23 protein-coding genes are annotated in these 21,564 nt (G+C 69.4%); 13 read left to right on the forward strand and 10 right to left on the reverse strand.

What is annotated here, in order from left to right:
* The first annotated feature begins 58 nt into the window (after positions 1-58).
* The 4 genes from Q9G87_RS26260 (at position 59) to Q9G87_RS26275 (ending at position 3,917) form a co-directional block, all read left to right on the forward strand.
* Positions 59-1,315, forward strand: a complete 1,257-nt coding sequence (locus Q9G87_RS26260; RefSeq protein ID WP_305919129.1) for an ABC transporter substrate-binding protein — start codon at positions 59-61, stop codon at positions 1,313-1,315.
* Positions 1,316-1,390: 75 nt separating this feature from the next.
* Positions 1,391-2,311: a carbohydrate ABC transporter permease gene (locus tag Q9G87_RS26265; protein WP_305919130.1), complete on the forward strand. Its 921-nt coding sequence runs from the start codon at positions 1,391-1,393 to the stop codon at positions 2,309-2,311.
* Positions 2,308-3,207 (forward strand): carbohydrate ABC transporter permease, encoded by a 900-nt coding sequence (locus tag Q9G87_RS26270; protein ID WP_305919131.1) that lies wholly within the window; start codon positions 2,308-2,310, stop codon positions 3,205-3,207. Before Q9G87_RS26265 ends, Q9G87_RS26270 begins: the two co-directional genes overlap by 4 nt.
* Positions 3,204-3,917: a hypothetical protein gene (locus Q9G87_RS26275; RefSeq protein ID WP_305919132.1), complete on the forward strand. Its 714-nt coding sequence runs from the start codon at positions 3,204-3,206 to the stop codon at positions 3,915-3,917. The genes Q9G87_RS26270 and Q9G87_RS26275 overlap by 4 nt, the downstream gene beginning before the upstream one ends.
* 22 nt (positions 3,918-3,939) lie before the next feature.
* Here Q9G87_RS26275 and Q9G87_RS26280 read toward each other — a convergent pair whose 3' ends face one another.
* From Q9G87_RS26280 to Q9G87_RS26290, 3 genes are all read right to left on the reverse strand, one after another.
* A complete protein-coding gene (locus Q9G87_RS26280; RefSeq protein WP_305919133.1) occupies positions 3,940-4,101 on the reverse strand; it encodes a hypothetical protein in 162 nt (53 codons plus the stop codon).
* A 244-nt stretch (positions 4,102-4,345) separates the two neighbouring features.
* Complete coding sequence (locus Q9G87_RS26285; protein WP_305919134.1) at positions 4,346-4,984, reverse strand: protein-L-isoaspartate(D-aspartate) O-methyltransferase; 639 nt, start codon at positions 4,982-4,984, stop codon at positions 4,346-4,348.
* A gap of 78 nt (positions 4,985-5,062) precedes the next feature.
* Positions 5,063-5,749 carry a GNAT family N-acetyltransferase gene (locus Q9G87_RS26290; RefSeq protein ID WP_305919135.1) on the reverse strand — a complete coding sequence of 229 codons (687 nt, stop codon included), beginning with the start codon at positions 5,747-5,749 and terminating at the stop codon, positions 5,063-5,065.
* A gap of 55 nt (positions 5,750-5,804) precedes the next feature.
* Between Q9G87_RS26290 and Q9G87_RS26295 the strand changes: the two genes are divergently transcribed.
* Positions 5,805-6,767 carry a helix-turn-helix transcriptional regulator gene (locus Q9G87_RS26295; RefSeq protein ID WP_305919136.1) on the forward strand — a complete coding sequence of 321 codons (963 nt, stop codon included), beginning with the start codon at positions 5,805-5,807 and terminating at the stop codon, positions 6,765-6,767.
* A gap of 3 nt (positions 6,768-6,770) precedes the next feature.
* Here Q9G87_RS26295 and argG read toward each other — a convergent pair whose 3' ends face one another.
* From argG to Q9G87_RS26315, 4 genes are all read right to left on the reverse strand, one after another.
* Positions 6,771-8,216 (reverse strand): argininosuccinate synthase, encoded by a 1,446-nt coding sequence (gene argG / locus Q9G87_RS26300; RefSeq protein WP_305919137.1) that lies wholly within the window; start codon positions 8,214-8,216, stop codon positions 6,771-6,773.
* Positions 8,217-8,299: 83 nt separating this feature from the next.
* Positions 8,300-9,310 carry a LacI family DNA-binding transcriptional regulator gene (locus tag Q9G87_RS26305; RefSeq protein ID WP_305919138.1) on the reverse strand — a complete coding sequence of 337 codons (1,011 nt, stop codon included), beginning with the start codon at positions 9,308-9,310 and terminating at the stop codon, positions 8,300-8,302.
* A gap of 264 nt (positions 9,311-9,574) precedes the next feature.
* Complete coding sequence (locus Q9G87_RS26310) at positions 9,575-10,402, reverse strand: class I SAM-dependent methyltransferase (RefSeq protein ID WP_305919139.1); 828 nt, start codon at positions 10,400-10,402, stop codon at positions 9,575-9,577.
* A gap of 162 nt (positions 10,403-10,564) precedes the next feature.
* Positions 10,565-10,684, reverse strand: a complete 120-nt coding sequence (locus Q9G87_RS26315; protein ID WP_305919140.1) for an SAM-dependent methyltransferase — start codon at positions 10,682-10,684, stop codon at positions 10,565-10,567.
* On the opposite strand from Q9G87_RS26315, the gene Q9G87_RS26320 reads away from it, so the two are divergent.
* The 5 genes from Q9G87_RS26320 (at position 10,683) to Q9G87_RS26340 (ending at position 13,916) form a co-directional block, all read left to right on the forward strand.
* Positions 10,683-10,868 carry a hypothetical protein gene (locus Q9G87_RS26320; RefSeq protein ID WP_305919141.1) on the forward strand — a complete coding sequence of 62 codons (186 nt, stop codon included), beginning with the start codon at positions 10,683-10,685 and terminating at the stop codon, positions 10,866-10,868. The genes Q9G87_RS26315 and Q9G87_RS26320 overlap by 2 nt on opposite strands.
* Positions 10,869-11,148: 280 nt before the next feature.
* Complete coding sequence (locus tag Q9G87_RS26325; protein ID WP_305919142.1) at positions 11,149-11,601, forward strand: hypothetical protein; 453 nt, start codon at positions 11,149-11,151, stop codon at positions 11,599-11,601.
* Between the two features lie 509 nt (positions 11,602-12,110).
* Entirely contained in the window at positions 12,111-12,683 is a 573-nt protein-coding gene (locus Q9G87_RS26330; protein WP_305919143.1) for a DUF5753 domain-containing protein, read from the forward strand.
* A gap of 28 nt (positions 12,684-12,711) precedes the next feature.
* On the forward strand, positions 12,712-12,927 hold the full coding sequence (locus tag Q9G87_RS26335; protein WP_305919144.1) for a DUF397 domain-containing protein: 216 nt from the start codon (positions 12,712-12,714) through the stop codon (positions 12,925-12,927).
* A gap of 608 nt (positions 12,928-13,535) precedes the next feature.
* The gene (locus Q9G87_RS26340; RefSeq protein ID WP_305919145.1) at positions 13,536-13,916 is read left to right on the forward strand and encodes a BlaI/MecI/CopY family transcriptional regulator; all 381 of its coding nucleotides are present in this window, start codon (positions 13,536-13,538) and stop codon (positions 13,914-13,916) included.
* 6 nt (positions 13,917-13,922) lie between these two features.
* Here Q9G87_RS26340 and Q9G87_RS26345 read toward each other — a convergent pair whose 3' ends face one another.
* Positions 13,923-14,732: a methyltransferase domain-containing protein gene (locus Q9G87_RS26345; protein ID WP_305919146.1), complete on the reverse strand. Its 810-nt coding sequence runs from the start codon at positions 14,730-14,732 to the stop codon at positions 13,923-13,925.
* Between the two features lie 66 nt (positions 14,733-14,798).
* Entirely contained in the window at positions 14,799-16,079 is a 1,281-nt protein-coding gene (locus Q9G87_RS26350; protein WP_305919147.1) for a BtrH N-terminal domain-containing protein, read from the reverse strand.
* A gap of 270 nt (positions 16,080-16,349) precedes the next feature.
* On the opposite strand from Q9G87_RS26350, the gene Q9G87_RS26355 reads away from it, so the two are divergent.
* Entirely contained in the window at positions 16,350-17,468 is a 1,119-nt protein-coding gene (locus Q9G87_RS26355) for a hypothetical protein (protein ID WP_305919148.1), read from the forward strand.
* Between the two features lie 64 nt (positions 17,469-17,532).
* On the opposite strand, the gene Q9G87_RS26360 is transcribed toward Q9G87_RS26355, so the two are convergent.
* Positions 17,533-20,301, reverse strand: a complete 2,769-nt coding sequence (locus Q9G87_RS26360; protein WP_305919149.1) for a helix-turn-helix transcriptional regulator — start codon at positions 20,299-20,301, stop codon at positions 17,533-17,535.
* A gap of 101 nt (positions 20,302-20,402) precedes the next feature.
* Here Q9G87_RS26360 and Q9G87_RS26365 point away from each other — a divergent pair, with 101 nt between their 5' ends.
* Both Q9G87_RS26365 and Q9G87_RS26370 read left to right on the forward strand, forming a co-directional pair.
* On the forward strand, positions 20,403-21,017 hold the full coding sequence (locus Q9G87_RS26365) for a LysE family translocator (protein ID WP_305919150.1): 615 nt from the start codon (positions 20,403-20,405) through the stop codon (positions 21,015-21,017).
* Positions 21,018-21,022: 5 nt separating this feature from the next.
* A complete protein-coding gene (locus Q9G87_RS26370) occupies positions 21,023-21,562 on the forward strand; it encodes a TetR/AcrR family transcriptional regulator (RefSeq protein ID WP_305919151.1) in 540 nt (179 codons plus the stop codon).
* Positions 21,563-21,564 lie beyond the last annotated feature (2 nt).

The following is a 21,564-nucleotide window of genomic DNA, read 5'->3' on the forward strand; positions in this document are numbered from 1 at the left end:
AAGGAGACCGGAGCAAATGACCGCTTCGAACACGCCAGCAAGGGTGCGCCACCCCCTCGTGAGGACGCTGAGCGCCGCCGCCGCGCTTTCGCTCGCGCTCACCGCCTGCGGCGGGTCGTCGGAGCCCGCGAGCGGCGGCGACGGAAACGTCACGCTGAGCGTCACGGTGTGGAACATGGCCAAGACCCCCGAGTTCAAGGCGCTCTTTGACGCCTTCGAGGCGGCGAACCCCGGCATCAAGATCAAGCCGGTGGACATCCTCGCCGACGACTACGCCGAGAAGGTCACCACGATGCTCGCCGGTGGTGACAAGACCGACGTGATCACGATGAAGAACGTCACCGACTACTCGCGTTACTCCAGCCGCGGGCAGCTCCAGGAGCTCACCGACCTGGCCAAGTCGGGCGACGCCGCGAACCTGGCGGGCCTGGACGCGTTCAACGTCGGTGAGAAGTACTTCGCGCTGCCGTACCGGCAGGACTTCTGGCTGCTCTATTACAACAAGACGTACTTCGACAAGGCCGGCGTCAAGGCTCCCGAGACCCTGACCTGGGACGAGTACGCCAAGCTCGCGCAGCAGCTCACCAAGGACGAAGGCGGCAAGAAGGTCTACGGCACCTACCACCACACCTGGCGGTCGGTGGTGCAGGCCATCTCCGCGGCCCAGACCGGCGGCGACCAGCTCAGCGGCGAATACTCCTTCTTCACCGACCAGTACAACGTGGCACTCGGGGTGCAGAAGTCCGGCTCGACCCTCGACTTCGGCACCGCGACCGCGCAGAAGTCGGACTACAAGACGCTGTTCGAGACCGGGGCCACGGCCATGCTGCCCATGGGCACCTGGTACATCTCCGCCCTCTTGGACGCCAAGAAGAACGGCAAGACCGACGTCGAGTGGGCGCTGGCCCCGATGCCGCAGCGCCCGGGCGGCTCGGGGGTGACGACCTTCGGCTCGCCGACCGCCTTCGCCGTCAACAAGAAGGCCGAGCACGCTGACGCCGCCAAGAAGTTCGTGCAGTTCGCGGCCGGCAAGGCGGGCGCCGAGGCGATCAGCAAGGTGGGCGTGGTGCCGGCGCTGCAGAGCCCGGAGATCACCAGCGCCTACTTCGCGCTCGACGGCATGCCCACTGACGAGGTGTCCAAGAAGGCGTTCGAGCCGGACAAGGTCAATCTCGAGATGCCGGTCAGCGAGAACACCTCCGACATCGACACCATCCTCAAGGAGGAGCACGAGCTCATCATGGTCGGCGACAAGTCGGTCGCCGACGGCATCAAGTCGATGAACGAGCGCGTCAAGAGCGAAGTGCTCAACTAAGGACCGGCCCGGGCGGGCCTGGAGACCTCCAAGCCCGCCACGTGTCGCCGCAGGTCCTGCAGGAGAAGGATGGCCATGGCTCACGTTGCAACACCACCGGCGCCCACCGCCCCGCCTCACCGCCGGCGGGCCTGGCGCGACATCCTCGTCGGGTGGAGCTTCATCCTCCCGAACTTCGTCGGCTTCGCCCTGTTCACGCTTCTGCCGATGCTCGCGGCCTTCGCCCTGGCGTTCCTGGACTGGGACTCCTACAGCACGCCGGAGTGGGTGGGGCTGGAGAACTTCCAGCAGCTGTGGGCGGATGAGAACTTCCACGTCGCCCTACGCAACACGCTCTACTACGCCGCGGGCCACATCCCGTTGACGCTGGTGGCGGCGCTCGGCCTGGCCATCGCGCTCAACCGGAAACTGCGCGGGGTGGCGTTCTTCCGCACCGCGGCGTTCTTCCCGTACATCACCTCGCTGGTCGCCGTGGCGATCGTGTGGAACACGTTGTTCAACCCGACGGCGGGGCCGATCAACCAGGTCCTCGAAGCGCTCGGCGTGGCGAACCCGCCCAAGTGGGTGGCCAGCACGGACTGGGCGATGCCGTCCGTGATCATCACCAGCGTGTGGCGGGACATGGGGTACTACATGGTGCTCTACCTGGCCGGGCTGCAGACCATCCCCAAGGAGTATTACGAGGCGGCGCGCGTGGACGGCGCGAGCGCCTGGCAGCGGTTCTGGAACATCACGCTGCCGTGCCTGCGGCCCACGACGTTCTTCGTCATCGTCATGCTGACGATCCAGAGTTTCAAGGTCCTCGACCTCATCGTGGTCATGACCGACGGCGGCCCGGGCCGCAGCACGCTGGTGCTGGCCCAGCTCGTCTACCGGGAAGGCATCACCGAAGGAAAGTTCGGCTACTCCTCGGCGGTCGCCCTGGTGCTGTTCGTCATCGTGCTCACCGTCACCGTCGTCCAGTTCCGTATCAACGAGCGGAGGAGCGCCCGATGACCGCGCTGCACGATGCTCCCCCGGCCGCCGCCCGGCCACGCCCGCCGGCAGCACCCGAGGACGGGGACCGCTCCGGCGGGAGCCCCATCCGCAAGGCGCTGGCCTACCTCTCGCTCACCGTCGTCACGCTGATCGTGCTCGTGCCCTTCGCCTGGATGGTGTCGTCCTCGCTGAAGCGGGACAACGAGGTCTTCGCGATCCCCATGCAGTGGATCCCGCAGGAGCTGCGCTGGTCGAACTTCGTGGAGATCTGGGACCGCATCCCGCTGCTGACCTACCTGGGCAACTCGGCGTTCCTGTCCCTGACGATCACGCTGCTGCAGCTGCTCACCGGGAGCTTCGCGGCCTACGGGTTCTCCAAGGTGCGCTTCCCCGGCCGGGACGCGTTGTTCCTCGCCTACATCGCCACCATCGCCGTGCCGTGGCAGGCGTACATGGTGCCGCAGTACATCATGATGCAGCAGGCCGAACTGACGAACACCTACTGGGCGATCATCCTGCTGCAGGCGTTCGGCGCGTTCGGCGTGTTCCTCATGCGCCAGTACTACATGTCCATCCCGGACGACCTGTGCGAAGCGGCCCGGATCGACGGGCTGAGCGAATACGGCATCTACTGGCGGATCATCCTGCCGCTGTCCAAGCCGGCGCTCGCCAGCCTGGCGCTGCTCACCTTCGTCAACACGTGGAACGACTACATGGGGCCGTTCATCTACCTGACGGACAACGAGCTGTGGACCGTGCAGCTCGGGCTGCGTTCCTTCGTCGGGCAGTACGACGCCGACTACGCGATGATGATGACCGGCGCGGTGCTGTCGGTGCTGCCGATCCTGGTCATCTTCCTGGTGGGGCAGCGTTACTTCATCCGCGGCATCGCGACGAGCGGGCTGAAGGGATGAGCGGGCACGACGCCGGCTCTGCGGTTCGCCGTCTGCTCCGCCCGGCCGAACAGGCGACGTACGAGAAGGTCTTCTCCACCGTTTACGTCGGTCTCATGACGAACGTCCTGCTCGCCGTCGCCTGCGCGCCGCTCCTGGCGGCACTCGCGATCGTGCGGGACCCGCTGGCGTCGTGGCCGTTCTTCACCGTGCTGTCGTCGCTGTGCGCGCCCGCGCTGGCCGGGGCGTTCAGCTGCTTCGCCGCGCTGAGCGACGGCTCGACCGCCGTCTTCCGCACGTTCTGGAGGGGCTACCGCCGCTGTGCCGCCCGCGCGCTGCTGCTCTGGGGGGCCGGCGCCGCAGCCGTGAGCATGCTGACCGTGGACGCCGTCATCGTGGCGCGCACCACCTGGGGGCCGGCGCTCGCGCCGTTCTTCGCCACGGCGGCGGCCCTGGTCGCGGCCGTGATCTGGGCCTCGCTGGTGCTGCTGGCCGAGCCCAGGAACGAGCCCGTACGACTGCGCGACCTCGTGCGGCCCAGCCTTTACCTGGTGGCGCGGCGCTGGTATCTGGCCGCAGTCAGCATCGCCGTGCTCGTGCTGGCCGCGGCCGTCATCCTGGTCAAGCCGGTGATCGGCCTCCTGGTGTTGTGCTCGCCCCTCCTGTACGTGGCGTGGGCCACGACCAGGTTCGTCGTCGCCCCGCTCCTGCCGGAGTCCACCGGGCGCTGAGAGTCGCCCGCCTGCCGGCGAGTCAGTCTCCCTTCGTGACGGGGACCGACGAGAACGGCGCCATCGCGAACCTCACCAGCTGCTGCCGATAGCTCATGTCGGGGCGCCGGACGACGAGATACCGGACCGTGCGGATGTAGGACGCCAGGGCGTCGATCGCGACCAGCTGCGACGGCTGGTGCACAGAGGCGAACGGCGAGACCGCCCGCCACGATGACGCCGAGCGCGATCGCGAATTGCCACATCGATGTGAATGTATAGGTAAGGCCGGTGACGGCCAGCGCGCTTGCCGCAGCGCCTACTTTATGTCCCCCTATGTGATCCATCTCGGCACGTTAGCCCCGAGCGCGGTAATAGACCTGGCAAGGCTGAGTATGTACGCGCCTGCGGCAATAACCCGGCTGCCGACCGACAAATGCGATATGTCATCAAATTTGATAGGGCGACTCAGTGGCATGTTCGCCGATGAGGGGGACGAACTGCGCGGGCGTCACGGTTCGCTGCGGCTCCAGGCTGCCGTGCCGCTTGGTGAACAGCGTGACGAGGTCGGCCACACCCGCCGCGATGGGCATGACCAGACGGCCGCCCTCCACGAGCTGCTCGGCCAGCGGGGCGGGCACCTCGGCGGCCGTGGCGGAGACGACGACCGCGTCGAAGGGAGCGTGCTCGGGCAGGCCGGCGGTGCCGTCGCCGACCACCACCTCGGCGTTGGTCACGCCCACCGCGGCGAGATTGGCCCGTGCGTGTTCGGCCAGGTCGGCGTAGCGCTCCACCGAGTACACGCGGTCGGCCAAGTGCGCCAGCAGGGCGGTCTGGTAGCCGTACCCGGTGCCGATCTCCAGCACCGTATCGTCGTCCGTCAGCATCAGCGCGTCGATCATCTGGGCGACCAGGGACGGCTGCGAGGTGGGCTGCCCGTGGCCGATGGGGATAGGCGTGTCCTGCTCGGCACGCCCGGCCGAGCGCGGCGGCACGAAGTGCTCGCGCGGCGTGGCGGCGACCGCGGCCAGCAGGCGGGGATCCGTCATCCCCATCTGCCGGATGATCTCCACCAGATTCCTGCCCATGACCTTCCGCTCCCCAGGCACCTGGGAATCACACCTGCTCAGGGCCCAAAGCGGTGGCGCGGCGTGTGCCCCGTCCCGTTACGACGAAGGAGCATCCCGCCTGCCGTCCTCATGGTCGAAGTCGATCCGCATGACCACTCGCCGGACCGTGGGATGGCTGACCTCCTTGAACCCGGCGTCCTCGAAGACCTGACGTGCCCCCACGTGCAGCTCGCCCCAGGTGATCTCCTTGCCCGGCTGGGTGATCATCGGGTAGGCCTCGAGCGCGCGGGCGCCGTGCCCACGGGCGAAGTCGATCGTGGCCTGAGCAAGGGGGTAGGTGAGGCCGCGGCCCCGGTAGCCCCTGCGGACCACGAAGCAGGTCACCGCCCAGACCCCGTCGTCGTCCTTGTCCTCGGTACGGCCGGTCCACGGGACCCGAGAGGTACGCAGCTTGGGATACGCCGTCCGCGGCTCGACCGCGACCCAGCCCGCGGGCTCGTCGTCGACGTAGGCCACCAGACCGCTGGTCGCCCCCGCGTCCGGGTCGCCGCAGGCGGTCTGCGCGCGGAGCATCGCGGTCCGCCCCTCTTGCGTGGAGTCACGCCAGATCCAGCCGACGACCTTGAACCGCTGGCACTGGCACCGGCCCGCGTCGGTGGTGCCGAAGATCGTGGCAAGGTCGTCCCACGACGCCTCGTTGGCGGGGACGATGGTCACCCGCTCGGCCGGGATCGGCGCGGGCTCTGCCGTCATCGCCGGCTCGTGAAGGGTGTCCTCGGTCATGGCCCGCATGCTAGGTTCCATTCCGGACGTTCTGCTACCGGATTGCGGAGATGGCGTGAAGCCCGACGCGAGCCCCACGGCACGCGCACTGCTGGCACTCGAACTGATCCAGGCCGGCCCGGGCATGACCGCGGACCGGATCGCCGACAAGCTCGGCGTCTCGGAGCGGGCCGCACGGCGATACGTCGGCATCCTCCGCGAGGCCGGCATCCCGATCGAGTCCGTCCGCGGACCCTACGGCGGCTACCGCCTCGGCCGCGGGCTGCGGCTGCCGCCCCTGACGTTCACCGCGGAAGAGGCGCTCGGCCTGGTCATGGCCGTGCTCGACGGCCACCACGACGCCGGCGATCCCACCGACCCGGTCGGCAACGCGCTCGGCAAGATCATGCGGGCGCTCCCCGGCCCGGTGGCCGCCCAGGCCGAGGCCGTCCGCCGGACCACGGCGCCCGCCCCCGACCGCGCCGCCGCCCGCCCTGACCCGGCGATCACGACCACGCTCGTGCGGGCCTGCTCGAGCCATCGGCGGGTGCGGCTCGGCTACCGTTCCGAGGCCGGGTCGCAGGAGCGGGCCATCGAGGTCGACCCGTGGGCGGTGGTCGTCCGCCACGGCCGGTGGTATCTGCTGTGCTGGTCCCACGTCGCGGACGCCCGGCGGGCGTACCGGATCGACCGGGTGCGCGGCGTGGAGGTGCTCGACGCCGACTTCAGCCCACCCGCCGACCTCGACCCGGTCGCGACGCTCGAGGAGCATCTCGCCGTCGGATGGGAGTACGACGTCGAGGTCGTCATCGACGCCCCCGTCGACGCGGTGGCCCGGTGCCTCCCCCGGGCCCTCGGACGGCTCGAGCCGCTCGACGCCGAGACCACCCGCCTGGTCGGCAGCACCAGCAACCCTGTGTGGTACGCCGAGCAGCTCGTGACGATCCCGGCGGCGTACCGGATCGTGCGGTGCCCCGAAGTCCAGGAGGCCGCACGTGTCCTCGGGCGGCGGCTGCTAGGGGCGGGTGAGCACCCCTAGGGGTCAGTCGGTGCCGGACTCCATCGCGGCGGAGTCGAGCAGCTCGTCGCCGGGGATCTCGCCGCTGGAGGCGATCGCCTCGGCCCCGCCCTCCGGCATGGCGCCGATCAGCTCGGTCGGGGTCGCCGGCACGGCGCCGATCAGCGTCGGGTGCGCGCTGCCGACGATGCCCAGCCGGGCATATTGCTCCAGCTTGGCGCGGGAGTCGGCGATGTCGAGGTTGCGCATGGTCAACTGGCCGATGCGGTCGACCGGCCCGAAGGCGGAGTCCTCGGTCCGCTCCATGGAGAGCTTGTCCGGGTGGTAGCTGAACGCAGGACCGGACGTGTCCAGAATGGAGTAGTCCTCACCGCGCCGCAGCCGCAGGGTCACCTCGCCGGTGACCGCCGTGCCGACCCAGCGCTGCAGCGACTCGCGCACCATCAGCGCCTGCGGGTCCAGCCAGCGGCCCTCGTACAGCAGCCTGCCCAGTCGCCGGCCCTCGACGTGGTAGGCGGCGAGGGTGTCCTCGTTGTGGATCGCGTTGACCAGCCGCTCGTAGGCCGCGTGCAGCAACGCCATGCCCGGCGCCTCGTAGATGCCCCGGCTCTTGGCCTCGATGATCCGGTTTTCGATCTGGTCGGACATGCCCAGGCCGTGCCGGCCGCCGATGGCGTTGGCCTCCAGCACGAGCTCGACGGCAGAGGGGAACTCCTTGCCGTTGATGGTCACCGGCCGCCCCTGCTCGAAGCCGATCGTGACGTCCTCGGCGGCGATCTCGACCTCGGGGTCCCAGAACCGCACGCCCATGATCGGTTCGACGATCTCAACGCCCGTGTCGAGGTGCTCGAGCGACTTGGCCTCGTGGGTCGCGCCCCAGAGGTTCGCGTCCGTGGAGTAGGCCTTCTCCGTGCTGTCCCGGTAGGGCAGGTCGCGGGTGAGCAGCCACTCCGACATCTCCTTGCGGCCGCCGAGCTCGCTGACGAAGTCGGCGTCCAGCCACGGCTTGTAGATCCGCAGGGAGGGGTTGGCGAGCAGGCCGTAGCGGTAGAACCGCTCGATGTCGTTGCCCTTGAAAGTGGAGCCGTCGCCCCAGATCTGCACGCCGTCCTCGAGCATCGCGCGCACCAGCAGCGTGCCCGTGACGGCCCGCCCGAGCGGGGTCGTGTTGAAGTAGGTGCGGCCGCCGGAGCGAATGTGGAACGCCCCGCAGGCCAGGGCCGCGAGCCCTTCTTCCACGAGGGCCGCGCGGCAGTCGACCAGCCGGGCGACCTCCGCGCCGTACGCCGTGGCGCGGCCGGGCACCGAGGCGATGTCGGGCTCGTCATATTGGCCGATCTCGGCGGTGTAGGTGCACGGCACTGCACCCTTCTCGCGCATCCACGCGACCGCTACCGAGGTGTCGAGGCCGCCGGAGAAGGCGATCCCGACACGTTCACCGACGGGGAGGGAGGTGAGTACCTTGGACACGAGCAGAAGTATATACACATCAATGCATGACCATGCAAAGCGGGTGTGCGGTCGCGGCACGTCGTCTTCCGGTCGGGCGGTCGTCAGGCGGCCAGGCTCGACTCGCGTATGACCAGTTCAGTGGCGAGTTCGATGTGATGGGATTCGATCTTCTCGCCTGAGGCCAGGCGCAGCGCCGTACGCAGGGCGACCATCCCCATCTCGCGCAGCGGCTGGCGTACGGTCGTCAGCTGGGGCGAGGTCATGGTGGCGATCTCGGTGTCGTCGAAGCCCACGACGCTGAGGTCTTCGGGAATGCGCAGGCCGCGGTTCCTGGCGACCTGCATGGCGGCGATGGCGCACTCGTCGCTGACGGCGAAGACGGCGGTGGGCGGGGACGGCAGGTCGAGCAGCGCGATCGCCTCCCCGACTCCGTCGGGGTAGCAGAAGCCCGCAGTGCGCACGTATTCCGGGGGTACGGGCACACCCGCCGTCTCCATCGCGGCCCGGTAACCCTGCATGCGCGCCTGGTTGGAGGCCGCGTCCGCGGGGCCGCCGAGGTAGGCGATGCGGCGGTGGCCGAGGGCCAGCAGATGCTGAGTGGCGGACAGGCCGCCGGCGAAGTTGGTGGAGCCGACGCTGGTCATGGGCGTGACCGGCGGGTTCATCGGGTCGACGACGACCACCGGGAGCTGAGCCAGGGACAGTGCGGCGAGGTGGGCCGCGGTCGGCTCACAAGCGAGGGTGATCATCGCTCGCCGCCCGGCCGTGACCAGGTCGCGCACCCAGGAAGTGTCGTTGCCGGACTTCAGGTGCGTGACGACGACCGCCACTTCCGACTCGTCGCCGGCCTCGATCGCACCCTTGATGATCTCAGTGGCGTAGGCGGAGAGTTTCCCGTCCACCCACACTTCGACCGTGGCCGAGCCCGCGGCCTGGTTCCGGTGCGACAAGCGAGGGATGTAGCCGTGCTCCACCAGCAAGGACTGCACCCGCGACCGGGTGGCCGGTGCGACGTCGCTGCGACCGTTGAGCACCTTGGACACGGTGGCGACGGACAGACCGGCCGAGGCGGCGACGGTGGCCAGCGTGGTCCGATGGGATCTGCTCGGCATCGAATCCTCCCTCACGCCCCGCTAACCCCAAGACCACTCCACCGCCGGGGCCCTGTGATCCGGCGATGGCGAGCGCACCCATGTATCGATCTTCCTGCACCGCGTGAGTGACATTTTATCAATTTCACCCTGCGGCGGGAGGTTATATATGGCTGGGTTCCTTTCCCGCATGGATTTTCGGCCGGCACCGTCCCCGTCGCCGTCCACGGCTGACCAGCGGGCGGCCCCCCGCTGGTCGAGCTCCGGGGACGGTGAGCACGCGCGTCAGCGGCGAATGCCGATGGCCTCCAGATATTCGCCGGCCGCCAGCACGGTCCCGTCGTCGGCCTGGTTGAACTTCTTGGGCACCTCGGCCAGGTCCGCGGCGAAACGTGCCCGCGTGGCCTCGTCCATGGTGCCCGCCAGGCGGTGGATCGGCCCGTAGTTCGCCAGGAACCATTCCGCGAAGTGCTCGGGCGAGCGATAGCAGAACTCGAACGTCCGCGTCTTGAGCGCGACCCATTCGACCTCGTCCCCGAACAGCTCCCGCAGCCGCCCCTGTGTGCCCCACAACATCGGGGACCTGACCTGCGGCGGGGGCGGCGCGTACGTCCCGATCGTCCGGAAGAGCACCCCCACCAGCCCGTCAGGCGTCCAACTGGCCAGCCCGATCGTCCCGCCCGGCCGCGTCACCCTCAGCAGCTCGGCCGCGGCCCGCTCCTGGTCGGGCGCGAACATCACGCCGACCGTGCTGAGCGTGACGTCGTAGGACGCCTCGGCGCACGGCAGCTGTTCCGCGTCCCCTTCCGTGAAGGTCACCTCCAGGTGCTCGGCCGCCGCCCGCTCGCGGCCCTGGTCGAGCAGGCCGGGCACGTAGTCGACGCCGGTCGCGGCGGCGAAGCGCCGCGCTGCGGCCATGGCCGCGTTGCCCTGGCCGCAGGCCACGTCCAGGATGCTCTGCCCGGCGCGTACGCCGGCCGCCTCCACCAGGCGTTCCGCCATGAGCTGCAAGGTGACGCCGACGCGTGCGTAGTCGCCGGACTCCCACCCCAAACGCTGGCGTTCCTTGAGCGCGACGAGGTCGGGCCGCGCCGGCGCCTGCGGTGTCTCCATGATTCCTCCCCTTTCCCGGCGCCGTCTCGGACGGAGGCGCCTTCACCACCTAGGCCGTTCCATGCCGTGACATCACGTGGAACGGAGGGCAGTACGCCGTCGGCAAGATCGGCGGGAAGAAGGGCGGACATGATCGCCTGGCGTTGCCCGATCGCGGCGGCCTCAGGTCCGGCGGGCGACGCCGGCCACGACGTTGTAGCGGGTCAGGTCCTGGCGGATCAGGTCGTCCGGCTGGGAGCGCCAGTCGGCCAGCGGCACCAGACCAGGCTCGAGGAGCTCCATGTCGCCGAAGTACGACATGATCTCCGCCCGGGACCGCCAGCGTCCGGTGCACGATCTCGCGTTCCGCCTGCCGCACCGGCATGTCCAGGAGGGCCGCCACCGCCCGGGAAGCGAAATCGGGTGCGTCGAGCAGCCCGGCCAGCCGGAAGGCCCGCTGCGCGCCCGCGCGGGAAGCGTCCGATGACTACGCCGCCCACGCCCGGCTTCCCCGGGAGTCGTGAAAACTTGACACAAACGTCCAGAAGCTCAAGGCCAAAGATCGTTAGGCCCCTCGCAAGACCGGGAAGGCTCGGAGACCACGGGGTATTCCCGACGTATTCCCGGCGTATTCCAAGTTGCCACCGGCGTATGCAAGGATCTGGCCAGGAGTTGTGAGCAACGGCCGCGCGAGAAACGTGGTCCGCGGCGGAGTTCTTCTACGGAAAGGGCGTGCGTTGCTAACCAAGAGAAGTTTCGGATCTGCAATGCGGCAGATACCCGTGATCGCGCTGTCGCTTTTTCTTATGGTCGAAATGACCGCAAGCGCAAGCGCCGCATCCACACTCACGCAAGTTCAAGTGAGCAGCTCGGCCGATGACCGGGCTTCCCAGGCTACTTCCGCTGGGACCACCGCGATGCGCACATGCGGCAGGCGTTCGGATTGGTACATGAGTTGCGTGTGTCCAGCGGGCTACAATGTGCGGGTTTTCGGTTATGCGACCGACACCCCCGCAATGATGTGGTGGGGCATCACCCTCTCTCACATGCGGAAAAGCCGTTCTCCCATCAGTGGATACGGAACCAACCCAAGGCAATACAACTCTACGGGCTACAAGTCGTTTATAACCGGGCAACAGATCGTGTACTACAGCACCGGCGGGGGCTGGCAGGCTGATCAATGGTCCAGCATGGGCGCGGCCTGTACGAACGTGTTCTGAGTCCGACCTAACGTGAAGATGGGTGTCAGGTATCAACGGACCTGGCACCCATCTTCATTGTCGGAGTGGTTTTGTCGGTGACAAGTGACAGCGTTCGCCGGTCTGCTGCGACAGCGACCATTGCCGTTGAAAGGCGGTGTCGCTGAGAAGTAACAGCGCCCGAGGGCTTGCGGTCGGAGCATTGAACTGCGCACCGGCGTGTCACCCCGCTTTTAGAGGCTTTTGGGAAACCCCCCGGGTTGGACGCCGCACTGCGTGCCTACGGCCCGCTGGACTCGCCGTAGGCGCGCATCGGTCAGGCACCTCAGAAATGGAACGCCCAGGCGCCGGCCTACCTCGCTTTAACGCTCGCCCTTCGGGGTGCTACGCAGTAGGCGGGCCCCTGGCTCCCGCCGCACTACCTTTCCGCCAACCCCAAGACCAGCTCCGCCGCCTTCATCGCGGCGACATGCCCCCCCGACACCCGCCAGTCCCGGCAACGGGGTTGGTGGCACCGGCACCGCCCGACTATGAAGCGAGGTTTCGACAGCTACATTGGCCTAGAAGCCGAGGCATCGGGACTCAGGACCTACCACCCCCAGGTCATCCCCGGCCTACTCCAAACCGAGGCGTACGCCCGAGCCGTCATCACCGCGACTGCCCTTGGTTCAGTCGATGACGAGGCGATGGCCGAGAAGCTGACAGTCCGTCTCTCTCGTCAGCAACTCCTCACGCGCCAGCCGCCGTTTCGCGTTCACGCCATCCTTGACGAAGCCGTCCTACGCCGCACTGTTGGAAGTCCCGCGACGATGGCCGAGCAGTGCCGCCACCTGATCCAACTCCGCCAGTCGCTCCCACACGTCACCGTCCAAGTGCTTCCCTTCACCGCTGGCGCACACGCCGCCCTCGATGGGGCGTTCAACATCCTTGAGTTCCCCGTCAGCACGGACCCGGACATCGTCTACCTGGAGCAGGCACAGAGCGGTCTTGTCCTTGAAGACCCCCACGAACTCAGCAGCTACACCGCCAGATTTCAAAGCCTCGCCGATCTCGCCCTGTCGCCGGACGAGTCACGAGACTTAATCGCAACCCTTAGCGCCTAGCGCTCCTGTTAGAAGGACTCCACGCAAAATGATCTCCGCTTCGGGGCTGCATTGGACCAAGAGCAGCTACAGCACGAACGGTGGCGACTGTGTCGAGGTAGCAGTTACCACCGCTGGCGTGCACGTCCGCGACTCCAAGGACCCTGACGGCCCCGTTCTGACGTTCACACCTTCCGAGTTCCGTGCGTTAGTCGCCGGTGCGAAGGATGGCGAGTTCGACGGCTTGGCACACCAAGCAGAGTGATCCGTCGGTTCATCCTCCGTCAGAGCATGCCTCCGGCGGGGGACTCCGGATCCAGGATGATCAACTACGCGCGCCCCCACACATGGCTGGGCTGGAAGTCGTGATCTTCCCGTCCCGTCCCCCAGACAAGCCCAGCAGATCAGGGCCAGGGTGTCACGGTCGTTCGTCCGGTAGGGCGCTCCACCGTGACACCCTGCCCCTGGCCCGCTCTCGTGGATGCTGGGCGGCGGTGACGGGAAGATCAGACGGGGGCTTGGCCCAGTGCTCTACCTGCAAAGACGGCTCTGCCCGATCATTGCGATATAGACACACTTTCAGCAATAGCTGGATTACCGCCCAGGAAGTAGTCGTACACGCGGGCGATGCTGGGCACGGTCGGATCGATTCCCGGGGGCACTCGCTGCCCCGGCCTCAGACCCGGCTCGTCGTCACCCATCGCACACCTCGCACCTCGCCGGCCGATGATCAATAGGCATGGTAGCCCCGCTTGACGTCAAATGTCCCCATGCCCGCCGGTACTACTACTCGTATTAGTTGCCAGTCGGGTGGCCGCCTCGCTCCCGTCGCGGTGACGGCGCGCGACTACGACGGCCGGTAGCATTGACGACATGACGCGCGGGTTGGGCGAGCTCGAGTCCACCATCATGGATCGCATGTGGGCGCGACGCCGGCCTGCCTCCGTCCGTGAGGTGCTGGAGGAGCTGCGGCAGGAGCGCCAGATCGCCTACACCACCGTGATGACCGTGATGGACAAGCTGCATACCAAGGGCCTGCTCAAGCGCCGCGCGGTGGGCCGGGCCTACGTGTACGAGCCGGTCGCCTCGAAGGAGGCTTATACAGCCGACCTCATGCGCAGCGCGCTGGCCGGCAGCGGCAACCAGGCCGCCACGCTCGTGCACTTCCTCGAACGGCTCACCCCGGAGGAGACGACCGCGCTGGAGGCGGCCCTGCAGGTGTTCCCGCCCAAGGGCAAGCCACCACCGCACTGACGCACCCTACGCGCGGCCCGCCGCCATGAAGAGCGGCAAGGCCAGGAACATGCGGCCGGACCGGGCGCGCTCCGCCTGCTCGGCCACCCAGACACTCTCCTGCTCGGCGGTGATGGCCCCGGCCGCACGGACGGCCGCGGCGGTCCGCGCGAGCAGCGGCACCATCGTGGCGTCGGTGAAGACGGCCGTGTGCACCTCCACCGTCACGTCCTCGAATCCGGCGTCGAGCAGCAGGTTACGGTGACGGCGGGCGACACGGGGGTTGGGGATCAGGTCGGCGCGGGCGTGCACGATGGCGCGGGTGAGCGCCGGGTCGTCGGAGTCGATGACCTGGGTGTCCCAGTCCTGGCCGACCAGCACGACCCGCCCGCCCGGCACGAGCACCCGCCTGGCCTCGGCCAGCGCCTTGGCGGCGTGCCCATGGTCGCGCTTGCTGCGGCCTCCGTTGGCTCGTCCCTCGCTCTCTCCGGCCTTTCGCGCCGCTCCGTCGGGGAGCAGGTGGAAGACCTTGTCGGCCCTATACCCGGCAACTTCGCCGTCCTTGAGCGGCAGGTCGCAGGCGTCACCGACGCGGAAGTCGGCGTCGGGCCAGCGGCCGCGGGCCACCGCGATCACCTCCTCGCTGAGGTCGACGCCGATCGCCCGCGCACCGCGTTCCGCCAGCTCGCCGACCGCCCGCCCGGCGCCGCAGCCCACGTCCACCACGCCCGCCCCGTCCTGGAGGTCGAGCAGCTCGTACGAGCGGGCACGCAGCGCGGCGGCGGCCGGCATGGCGTCGGCGGCGTCCAGCAACTGGATGAGTTCTGTCATCGACATGGCAGCCAGCATGCGACTTCAAGTCGGCTTGAAGTCAACCCGCCGGATGCCGACCTTCCAGAAGTCTCAGCTGATGAGCTCCGTCAAGTGACGAATCGCGGCGGTCTCCGCCTCGTGAATGGTGCCCAGGCGGGCGCTGAGATCGGCGAACAGCTCGGACGGGTCGGTGGCGGCGAGTGACTCGTTCGCGGCGGCCCGCGCCTGCCACAACTGCCGGCCGGTCTCGGCCGCCTCCTCCCCGCCCGCACTGCCGTCCGCCATGACGCTCTCCTTGATCGCGGCGGTCAGCTCGCGGACGCGGGCGAACTCCGGCACCTCGGCCGGGAGCGCCGCCTCGGCCAGCCCGTGCCAGAGGGCGGAGATCTCCCTGAACCGGCCGGCCAGCCCGGCCAGCTCCGGCTCGTCCAGCAGGAGCGCCGCCTCGTCCAGCGCGTCGGCGAACAACTCGCGCAGGTTCCCGCCGTCCATGCCGACCGGCTCCGCACCCTCCCACAACGACAGCAGCGCGTCGGCCAGGCCGCGGCCGTCGGCGAAGACCTTGGGCCAGGCCTTGGCGTTGCGGGTGTCGGTCAGCAGCCGCGCCCACTTCCGCCAGGCCGGCAGCGAGAACGAGTCCGAGGGCGCCGACAGATGCGTGGCGCAGTCCCGCAGACCCTCGCGAGCCGCGTCCGCCAGCGTCGCCTCGTCCGGCTTGGCGTCGCCGAGCACGTGCATGACGTTCTTGTACGACGGCACCCGCGCCCGTGCGGCGTCCAGCCGCTCCCGCGGGATGCGGATCGGCGCCTGGCCGCGGTCGTCGAGGTAAACGCCGCTCTTGTCACGCCGATAGGCCACCACGGGGCCGCCACCGTGCCCGTCGAGCGCGGCGGGCAGCTGCCAGTAGCCGAGGTGGTAGCGGTCGGGCAGGATCACGCACGGCCGCCCGGCGTCCAACTCGGCGGCGAGCCGATCACTGGCGGCCCGAGCTCCGGCCGTCCGGTGCTCCTCGTACGGGACCCCGAGCCGGCCGAGTGTCTTGGCCATCCACCGGTCGTGGTACTGCCACTGGTTGCGGAAGCCCAGGGTCACGTGGCGGGAATCGTCGTGCTTGAACTCCCACAGGATGTAGCCCGCGCCGATGCCGCCCCCGGCCAGGAACACCAGCGGCTCGCTCACGGAGGCGCCCTGGTTGACCAGGACGGAGGTGATCGCCGCGCTGGACGGATCACGCCCGCCGACGAACCGCCAGCCCGCGTCGGAACGCGTCTCCGCCTGGCCCAGCACGTGGTCGCGGGCTGTCGTGTAGCTCTCGCCGGTCTTGGCCATCCGGGCGCGGATGCGGGCCTTGAGCTGCTTCTTGCTGGTCATGACGGCTCTTCCTGCGACCATCGCCAGGGCCCGGCCCACGCCCGCGGCCCGTGGCGGCCGCGAAAGGATCGCCTGCCGGTCAGACCACCGCTCCCGAGGCGCGTCACGTCCCCTTTGCCCCCGCGGCCGGCGCGCCGCGTGGGGGCGCGCTCAGAGGGTTGGGCGGAAGAGCACCGCCACACCTCGGATCGTAGTACAGCCACCAGCACCAGGCCAGATTTTGCTGGGGTAGTTGGGGCACATGGTTATGGTCTGCACCAGAATGGGGGGATGGCATACCCTCCACAGCCTCCGCAGCCCCAGCAGCCACAAGGGCCGTGGGGCCCGCAGGCACAGGGAGCACCGCAGGGCCCCGGCCAGCCTGGGTACGGCCAGACGCCCCCGCAACCGGGATACGGCCCCAACCAGCCGGGACCGACGGTCCCTCAGCCCGGCTACGGCCACCATGACCCACCTGGACAAGAGAGTCCGTACGGCCAACAGAACCCACCGAGCCAGCCACACCCGTACGGCCAGCAGAACCCATCCGGGCAGCAAAACCCCTATGACCAGCAGACCCCGTATGGACAGCAGGGCCCCTACGGGCCGCAGAACCCATACCCGCAGGGCCAGTACCCCCAGCCCGGCCCGCACGGCCCGGGCCGGCAGTTCAGCCCGCCGCCCCGGCGCAACAACGGCCTGATCATCGGGATCTCGGTCGCCTTAGGGGCGCTCCTCCTGGGCGGCGGCGCGATCGGCGCGGTCTTCTACCTCAACTCTTCCGGCCCGGCGACGACCGTGGCCCTGAAGAGCACCGCGCCTTCCGTCCCCACGACGACGCCCGAGGAGTCGGACCCGCCCTCGGCCACCCCGTCGGACCCGCCCACGTCCGAGCCCAGCACGGCCCCCACGCCCACATCGAAGCGGGCCCAGCCGGGTTCGCCGCTCACGCACAACGAGTTCGACGACTGGAGCTTCGGCCTGGGCGGCGTCAAGTTCAACGCCAACAAGGTCGGCGGCTGGACGTACAACTCCTGCGACCCGGTGGACGGCGAGGGCGTGCTGGCCAAGTACGACTGCGAGCGCGCCATCGAGGTCGCGTACTCGGCATACGGCGGGCACCTCAAGGCGGTGCAGCTCATGATGTCGTTCCCGAACGAGAAGGCAGCGAAGAACACCGCCACGCGGCTGTCCAAGCTCACCTCGGACGCGGTGACGTGGCGCAAGGACAAGGCGCACACCACGTACGCGTACGGGAAGATCCGATCGAGCGCGTCCAAGAAGTATCTGATCATCACGATCGTCACCGCGGACAAGTCGGCCAAGGCCCGGGCCGAGAAGTTCCACGCGTACCTGCAGACCGACCACGCGAGTTACTTCCTGTTGCGCGACCTGACAATCACCAGTTGACGGCCCGGCACCCGGCGGCGGTCCGCACAAGCTCGCTGCTGTGCACTGATGCACACCCGCCGCACTATGTCAGCAGGCCTCGCCGGCGTGCTGCCGCGGCCGCCTGGGTACGGGTGGAGACCTCCAGCTTGCCCAGGATGTTGGAGACGTGCACGCTCACCGTCTTATGGGCGATGAACAGCCGCTCCGCGATCTCCCGGTTGGTGAGGCCCTCGGCGACCAGCCGCAGCACCTCGAGCTCCCGAGCCGTCAACCCGCCGTCGCCCTGCCGTTCACCGCCGCCTGGACCCCCGCCGCCGGCGATGCCGAACCGGGCCCGCCGCCCGAACTCCAGCAGCGCGCTCTCCAACGGCGCCGCCCGCAACTTGCCCGCCGTCTCCCTGGCCAGCTCCCACTCCGCCTGCGCCGCCACCCGGTCACCGGCCGCGAGCAGTGCCTCGGCCAGGCGCCAGCGGGCCCGCGCCACCTCGTAGACGAAGCCGAAGTCGAACGCCGAGACGACCTTCCGCCACGACTCCACGTCATGGCGGCCGTGGACGCGGTGCCACTCCGCCTCGGCCCGCAGCGCCCACGCGATCCCCTCTGGCCCCAGATGCCCGCGCTCCCCGGTGAGGCCGCGCTCGACGACGAAGCGGACGCGCTCCAGCAGGTCGTCGGCGCCCTCGGTGGTGCCGAGCTCGGCGAGCGCCCACAGCCCGACGGTGGCCACCCGCAACACGCCGTGCTCGCCCGGGATCAGCATCGCCAGGACCTCGTGCACGTGCTCCAGCGCCGCGGCCGGATCGCCGTGCCACAGCGCATGCTCGGCCGCCAGACCCCTGGAAATGTAGCCGACCAACTCGTCGGACCAGAACGGCCGCAGCCAGCCGAGCCGGCTCCCGACCGCGGGCAGATCCCGCCCGACCTCGACGAACAGCGCGAACGACGACAGGGTCGCCTCATGAATCGTGCCGACCCGCACGGGGAAGCCGGCGGCCACGGTCTCCGCCTGGTCCCACTCGCCTGCCACGTAGTGGATGAGGAAGCGCAGGAAGCGCAGGTCGGTGCCGTAGGTGCTCCACTTGAGCCCGGTGTCCACGGCCATGCGAATGCCGTCGTCGGCCATCTCGGCGGCCGCGGTCAGGAACCCTTGCTCGTGGTGGATCCGGGCATGATGGAAGCGGGCCCGCAGGTCCATGGCGAGGTCGCCTGAGCTCTCTCCGGAGGCGAGCTCGAGCAGGTCGTGCGCCTGGTCCACGTCGCCCTTGTGCTCGAAGTAGGAGGCCAGCACGATCAGCGCGCCCGCCTCGGCGTCCTTGGCTCCGGCCGAGCGGGCGGTCTCCAGCGCCTTGATGGCGAGGACCTCCGCGTCCCGGTGACGCGGGCTCCAGAGCAGTGTGCGGGCGTGGGTGGCCAGCGCGCGGGCGAGGGAGGCCGGGTCCTCGGCGCTCTCGACCGCCCGCTCGGCCGCCGCGATGGCGCCTGGCTGATCGTCGGTCTCGTAGAGGTAGTAGGCCAGACGCTCGCTGACCTCGGACGTCTGCGGCAACGCACGCAACTGGACGACGGCCCGGTGGTTGTCGCCGCTGTCGGCCGCCGTCACCGCACTGCGGAAGGCCAAGGCCGTCCGGCTCTCCCCGGCCAGCTCCTCCGCCCCGTCAACCTGATCCCACAGGCTCAGCGCCTGGTCGTAGTGGCGGTGCGCCTCGGCGGGAGCGCCCAGCCGCTCGGCCAGCCGGCCCGCCTCGGCGCAGGCCGCGAGCGCGCCGGCCAGGTCGTGGCCGGCGAGATGGTGGTGCGCCAGCTCGGCAGGGGAGGTCAGCAGGCGGGCGAAGGCGGCGTGCAGCCGGGTGCGCTCGCCGGGCAGCAGGTCGGTGTAAACCGCTTCCTGCAGCAACGCGTGGCGGAAGGCATAGCCGAAGCCGTCGACCCTGAGCAGCCCGCGCGAGACGATCTCCCTGACCGCCTCCTCGAACTCGGCCAGCGGCAGCCCCGACACCTCCCTCAGCAGCTCGTCCTCCACCCGCCGCCCGGCCACGGCGGCGGCCCGAAGCACCTGCTGGCCGGGCTCGGGCAGCACCTCGACCCTGGACATCAGCAGGCTGGCCAGCCCGTCGGGCAGGTTGTCGCCCTCCGCCACGGCCGCGAACAGCTCCTCGGCGTAGAACGGATTGCCGTCGGCCCGCGTGACGATCTCGCCCAGCTCGCGGGCGTCGACCTGGCCCAGCGTGGCGACGTAGTCCGACAGGTCGCCCGTCCCGAGCGGCCCCAGCTCGACGCTCGTGACCGTCGGCAGGCGCTTGAGCTCGGCCAGCACGGACCGCAGCGGGTGGCGGCGGTGGATGTCGTCGGTGCGGTAGGTGCCCACGACGCAGACCTGCTCGGCCTGCACCATGCGGCTGAGGAAGACCAGCAGGTCGCGGGTGGAGCGGTCGGCCCAGTGCAGGTCCTCGATCACGAACAGCACCGGCTGCACGTCGGCCAGCAGCCCGAGCAGCGAGCCGAACAGCCGCTGCTGGGTGAGCCCGGTCGAGGGCGCGCTCTCGGTGCCGGGCAGCAGCTGGCCCAGCATGGGATGCGCGGCGGCGGCCTCGCGCACGGGCGGCTGCGCACCGCGCAGGGCGTCGGCCAGCGGCAGGTAGGGCAGCGCGTCACCCAGCTCGGCGCACTGGCCGACCAGCACGTGGACACCCCGCTCGCGGGCCTGCTCGACCAGCTCGGAGACCAGCCGGGTTTTGCCGATGCCCGCGTCCCCGCCGACGAGCGCGACGCCGGCCGTGCCCTCGACGGCAGACTGGAGCACCCGCACGAGTCTGGCCAGCTCCGCTGAGCGCCCGACGAGAAGACCGTTCACGTCAGCAACTATGCCACGCCGCACCGACAGTCGATTGGTCCACGAAATTAGCCTGCCATTGGCACTCGGAGGCGTACCAAAGCGGACCTAAGCTGCTCTTCATGATCTCCCCCACCACGTACGTCTTCTTCGTCAGCGCCTCGCTGGTCCTGGTGCTCATCCCCGGCCCGAACCACCTGTACATCACCGCCAGAGGGCTCGCCCAGGGCCGATCGGCAGGCCTGGCCAGCGCCTTCGGCGTGGAGGCCGGCACGCTCGTGCACATCGTCGCCGCCGCGGCGGGGCTGTCGTACGTCATCTCGCAGTCGGCCACGCTGTTCGCCCTGGTCAAGTGGGCCGGCGTCGCGTACCTGATCTATCTGGGGATCCGCGCGTTCACCGGCAAGCAGGAGGAAGGCCGGACGCCGCCCCCGCAGCCGCTGCGCAAGGTCTTCCTCGAAGGCGTGCTGGTCAACGTGCTGAACCCCAAGGTGGCACTGTTCTTCCTGGCGTTCCTGCCGCAGTTCGTGGACCCCGGCGCGGGCTCCCCCGCGCTGCAGGTGGTGGTGTTCGGCCTGACGCTGCTGCTGCTGGGCCTGCTGTCGGACATCGTGTACGCGTGCGCGGCCGGCGCCCTCGGTACCCGCATCAGCAGGCAGACCAGAGCCCTGCGGTACGTCAGCGGCGTGGTCTACCTCGGCCTGGGCGTGGCCACGGCGTTCACCGGGAGAAAATGACCCGTATGGCGCCGAGGAAGCAGCAGGAGATCTTCGATGCGACGTTGCGACTGGTCGCCGAGAAGGGCTACGACGGGCTGACCGTGGAGGGGGTCGCCGAGCGCTCCGGCGTCAACAAGACGACGATCTACCGGTGGTGGCCGTCGAAGGCGGCGCTGCTGGGGGCGGCACTGGTGGAGGCGGACGTGCTGGGGTTCGACACCCCGGACACGGGCAGTCTGCGCGGCGACCTGGTGGCGCTGGTCGAGTCCGTCAAACGGCTGCTCACCGAGCCTCCGGCCAGCGACATCGCCGTCGCCGCGCTGGCCGCCGCGGTGCGCCACCCGGAGCTGGACGCGCGCAGGTTCTTCGCCGACCGGTTCGCGCGGGAACGGGAGATCTTCGAACGTGCGGTGCGGCGGGGCGAGCTGAAGGAGTCGGCCGATCCGATGCTGATCGTCGACCTGCTGGCCGGGGCGGTGTGGATGCGTACGGTGTTCCGCGGGCTGCCCGTGCCGGACGACTTCGCCGACGAGGCGGTGGCGGCGCTGCTCGACGGCGTCTGAAG

The sequence above is a fragment of the Nonomuraea turcica genome (assembly GCF_030718205.1).
Classification (GTDB): domain Bacteria; phylum Actinomycetota; class Actinomycetes; order Streptosporangiales; family Streptosporangiaceae; genus Nonomuraea.

Coding starts and splice junctions, on each gene's coding strand:
- Q9G87_RS26310 (WP_305919139.1), bottom strand. CDS start 10,402: ATGGAGACACCGCAGGCGCCGGCGCGGCCCGACCTCGTCGCGCTCAAG.
- Q9G87_RS26345 (WP_305919146.1), bottom strand. CDS start 14,732: ATGTCGATGACAGAACTCATCCAGTTGCTGGACGCCGCCGACGCCATG.
- Q9G87_RS26270 (WP_305919131.1), top strand. CDS start 2,308: ATGACCGCGCTGCACGATGCTCCCCCGGCCGCCGCCCGGCCACGCCCG.
- Q9G87_RS26350 (WP_305919147.1), bottom strand. CDS start 16,079: ATGACCAGCAAGAAGCAGCTCAAGGCCCGCATCCGCGCCCGGATGGCC.
- Q9G87_RS26325 (WP_305919142.1), top strand. CDS start 11,149: ATGCGGCAGATACCCGTGATCGCGCTGTCGCTTTTTCTTATGGTCGAA.
- Q9G87_RS26285 (WP_305919134.1), bottom strand. CDS start 4,984: ATGGGCAGGAATCTGGTGGAGATCATCCGGCAGATGGGGATGACGGAT.
- Q9G87_RS26305 (WP_305919138.1), bottom strand. CDS start 9,310: ATGCCGAGCAGATCCCATCGGACCACGCTGGCCACCGTCGCCGCCTCG.
- Q9G87_RS26370 (WP_305919151.1), top strand. CDS start 21,023: ATGGCGCCGAGGAAGCAGCAGGAGATCTTCGATGCGACGTTGCGACTG.
- Q9G87_RS26365 (WP_305919150.1), top strand. CDS start 20,403: ATGATCTCCCCCACCACGTACGTCTTCTTCGTCAGCGCCTCGCTGGTC.
- Q9G87_RS26355 (WP_305919148.1), top strand. CDS start 16,350: ATGGCATACCCTCCACAGCCTCCGCAGCCCCAGCAGCCACAAGGGCCG.
- Q9G87_RS26275 (WP_305919132.1), top strand. CDS start 3,204: ATGAGCGGGCACGACGCCGGCTCTGCGGTTCGCCGTCTGCTCCGCCCG.
- Q9G87_RS26330 (WP_305919143.1), top strand. CDS start 12,111: ATGAAGCGAGGTTTCGACAGCTACATTGGCCTAGAAGCCGAGGCATCG.
- Q9G87_RS26335 (WP_305919144.1), top strand. CDS start 12,712: ATGATCTCCGCTTCGGGGCTGCATTGGACCAAGAGCAGCTACAGCACG.
- Q9G87_RS26315 (WP_305919140.1), bottom strand. CDS start 10,684: ATGGAGCTCCTCGAGCCTGGTCTGGTGCCGCTGGCCGACTGGCGCTCC.
- Q9G87_RS26265 (WP_305919130.1), top strand. CDS start 1,391: ATGGCTCACGTTGCAACACCACCGGCGCCCACCGCCCCGCCTCACCGC.
- Q9G87_RS26340 (WP_305919145.1), top strand. CDS start 13,536: ATGACGCGCGGGTTGGGCGAGCTCGAGTCCACCATCATGGATCGCATG.
- Q9G87_RS26320 (WP_305919141.1), top strand. CDS start 10,683: ATGTCGCCGAAGTACGACATGATCTCCGCCCGGGACCGCCAGCGTCCG.
- Q9G87_RS26290 (WP_305919135.1), bottom strand. CDS start 5,749: ATGACCGAGGACACCCTTCACGAGCCGGCGATGACGGCAGAGCCCGCG.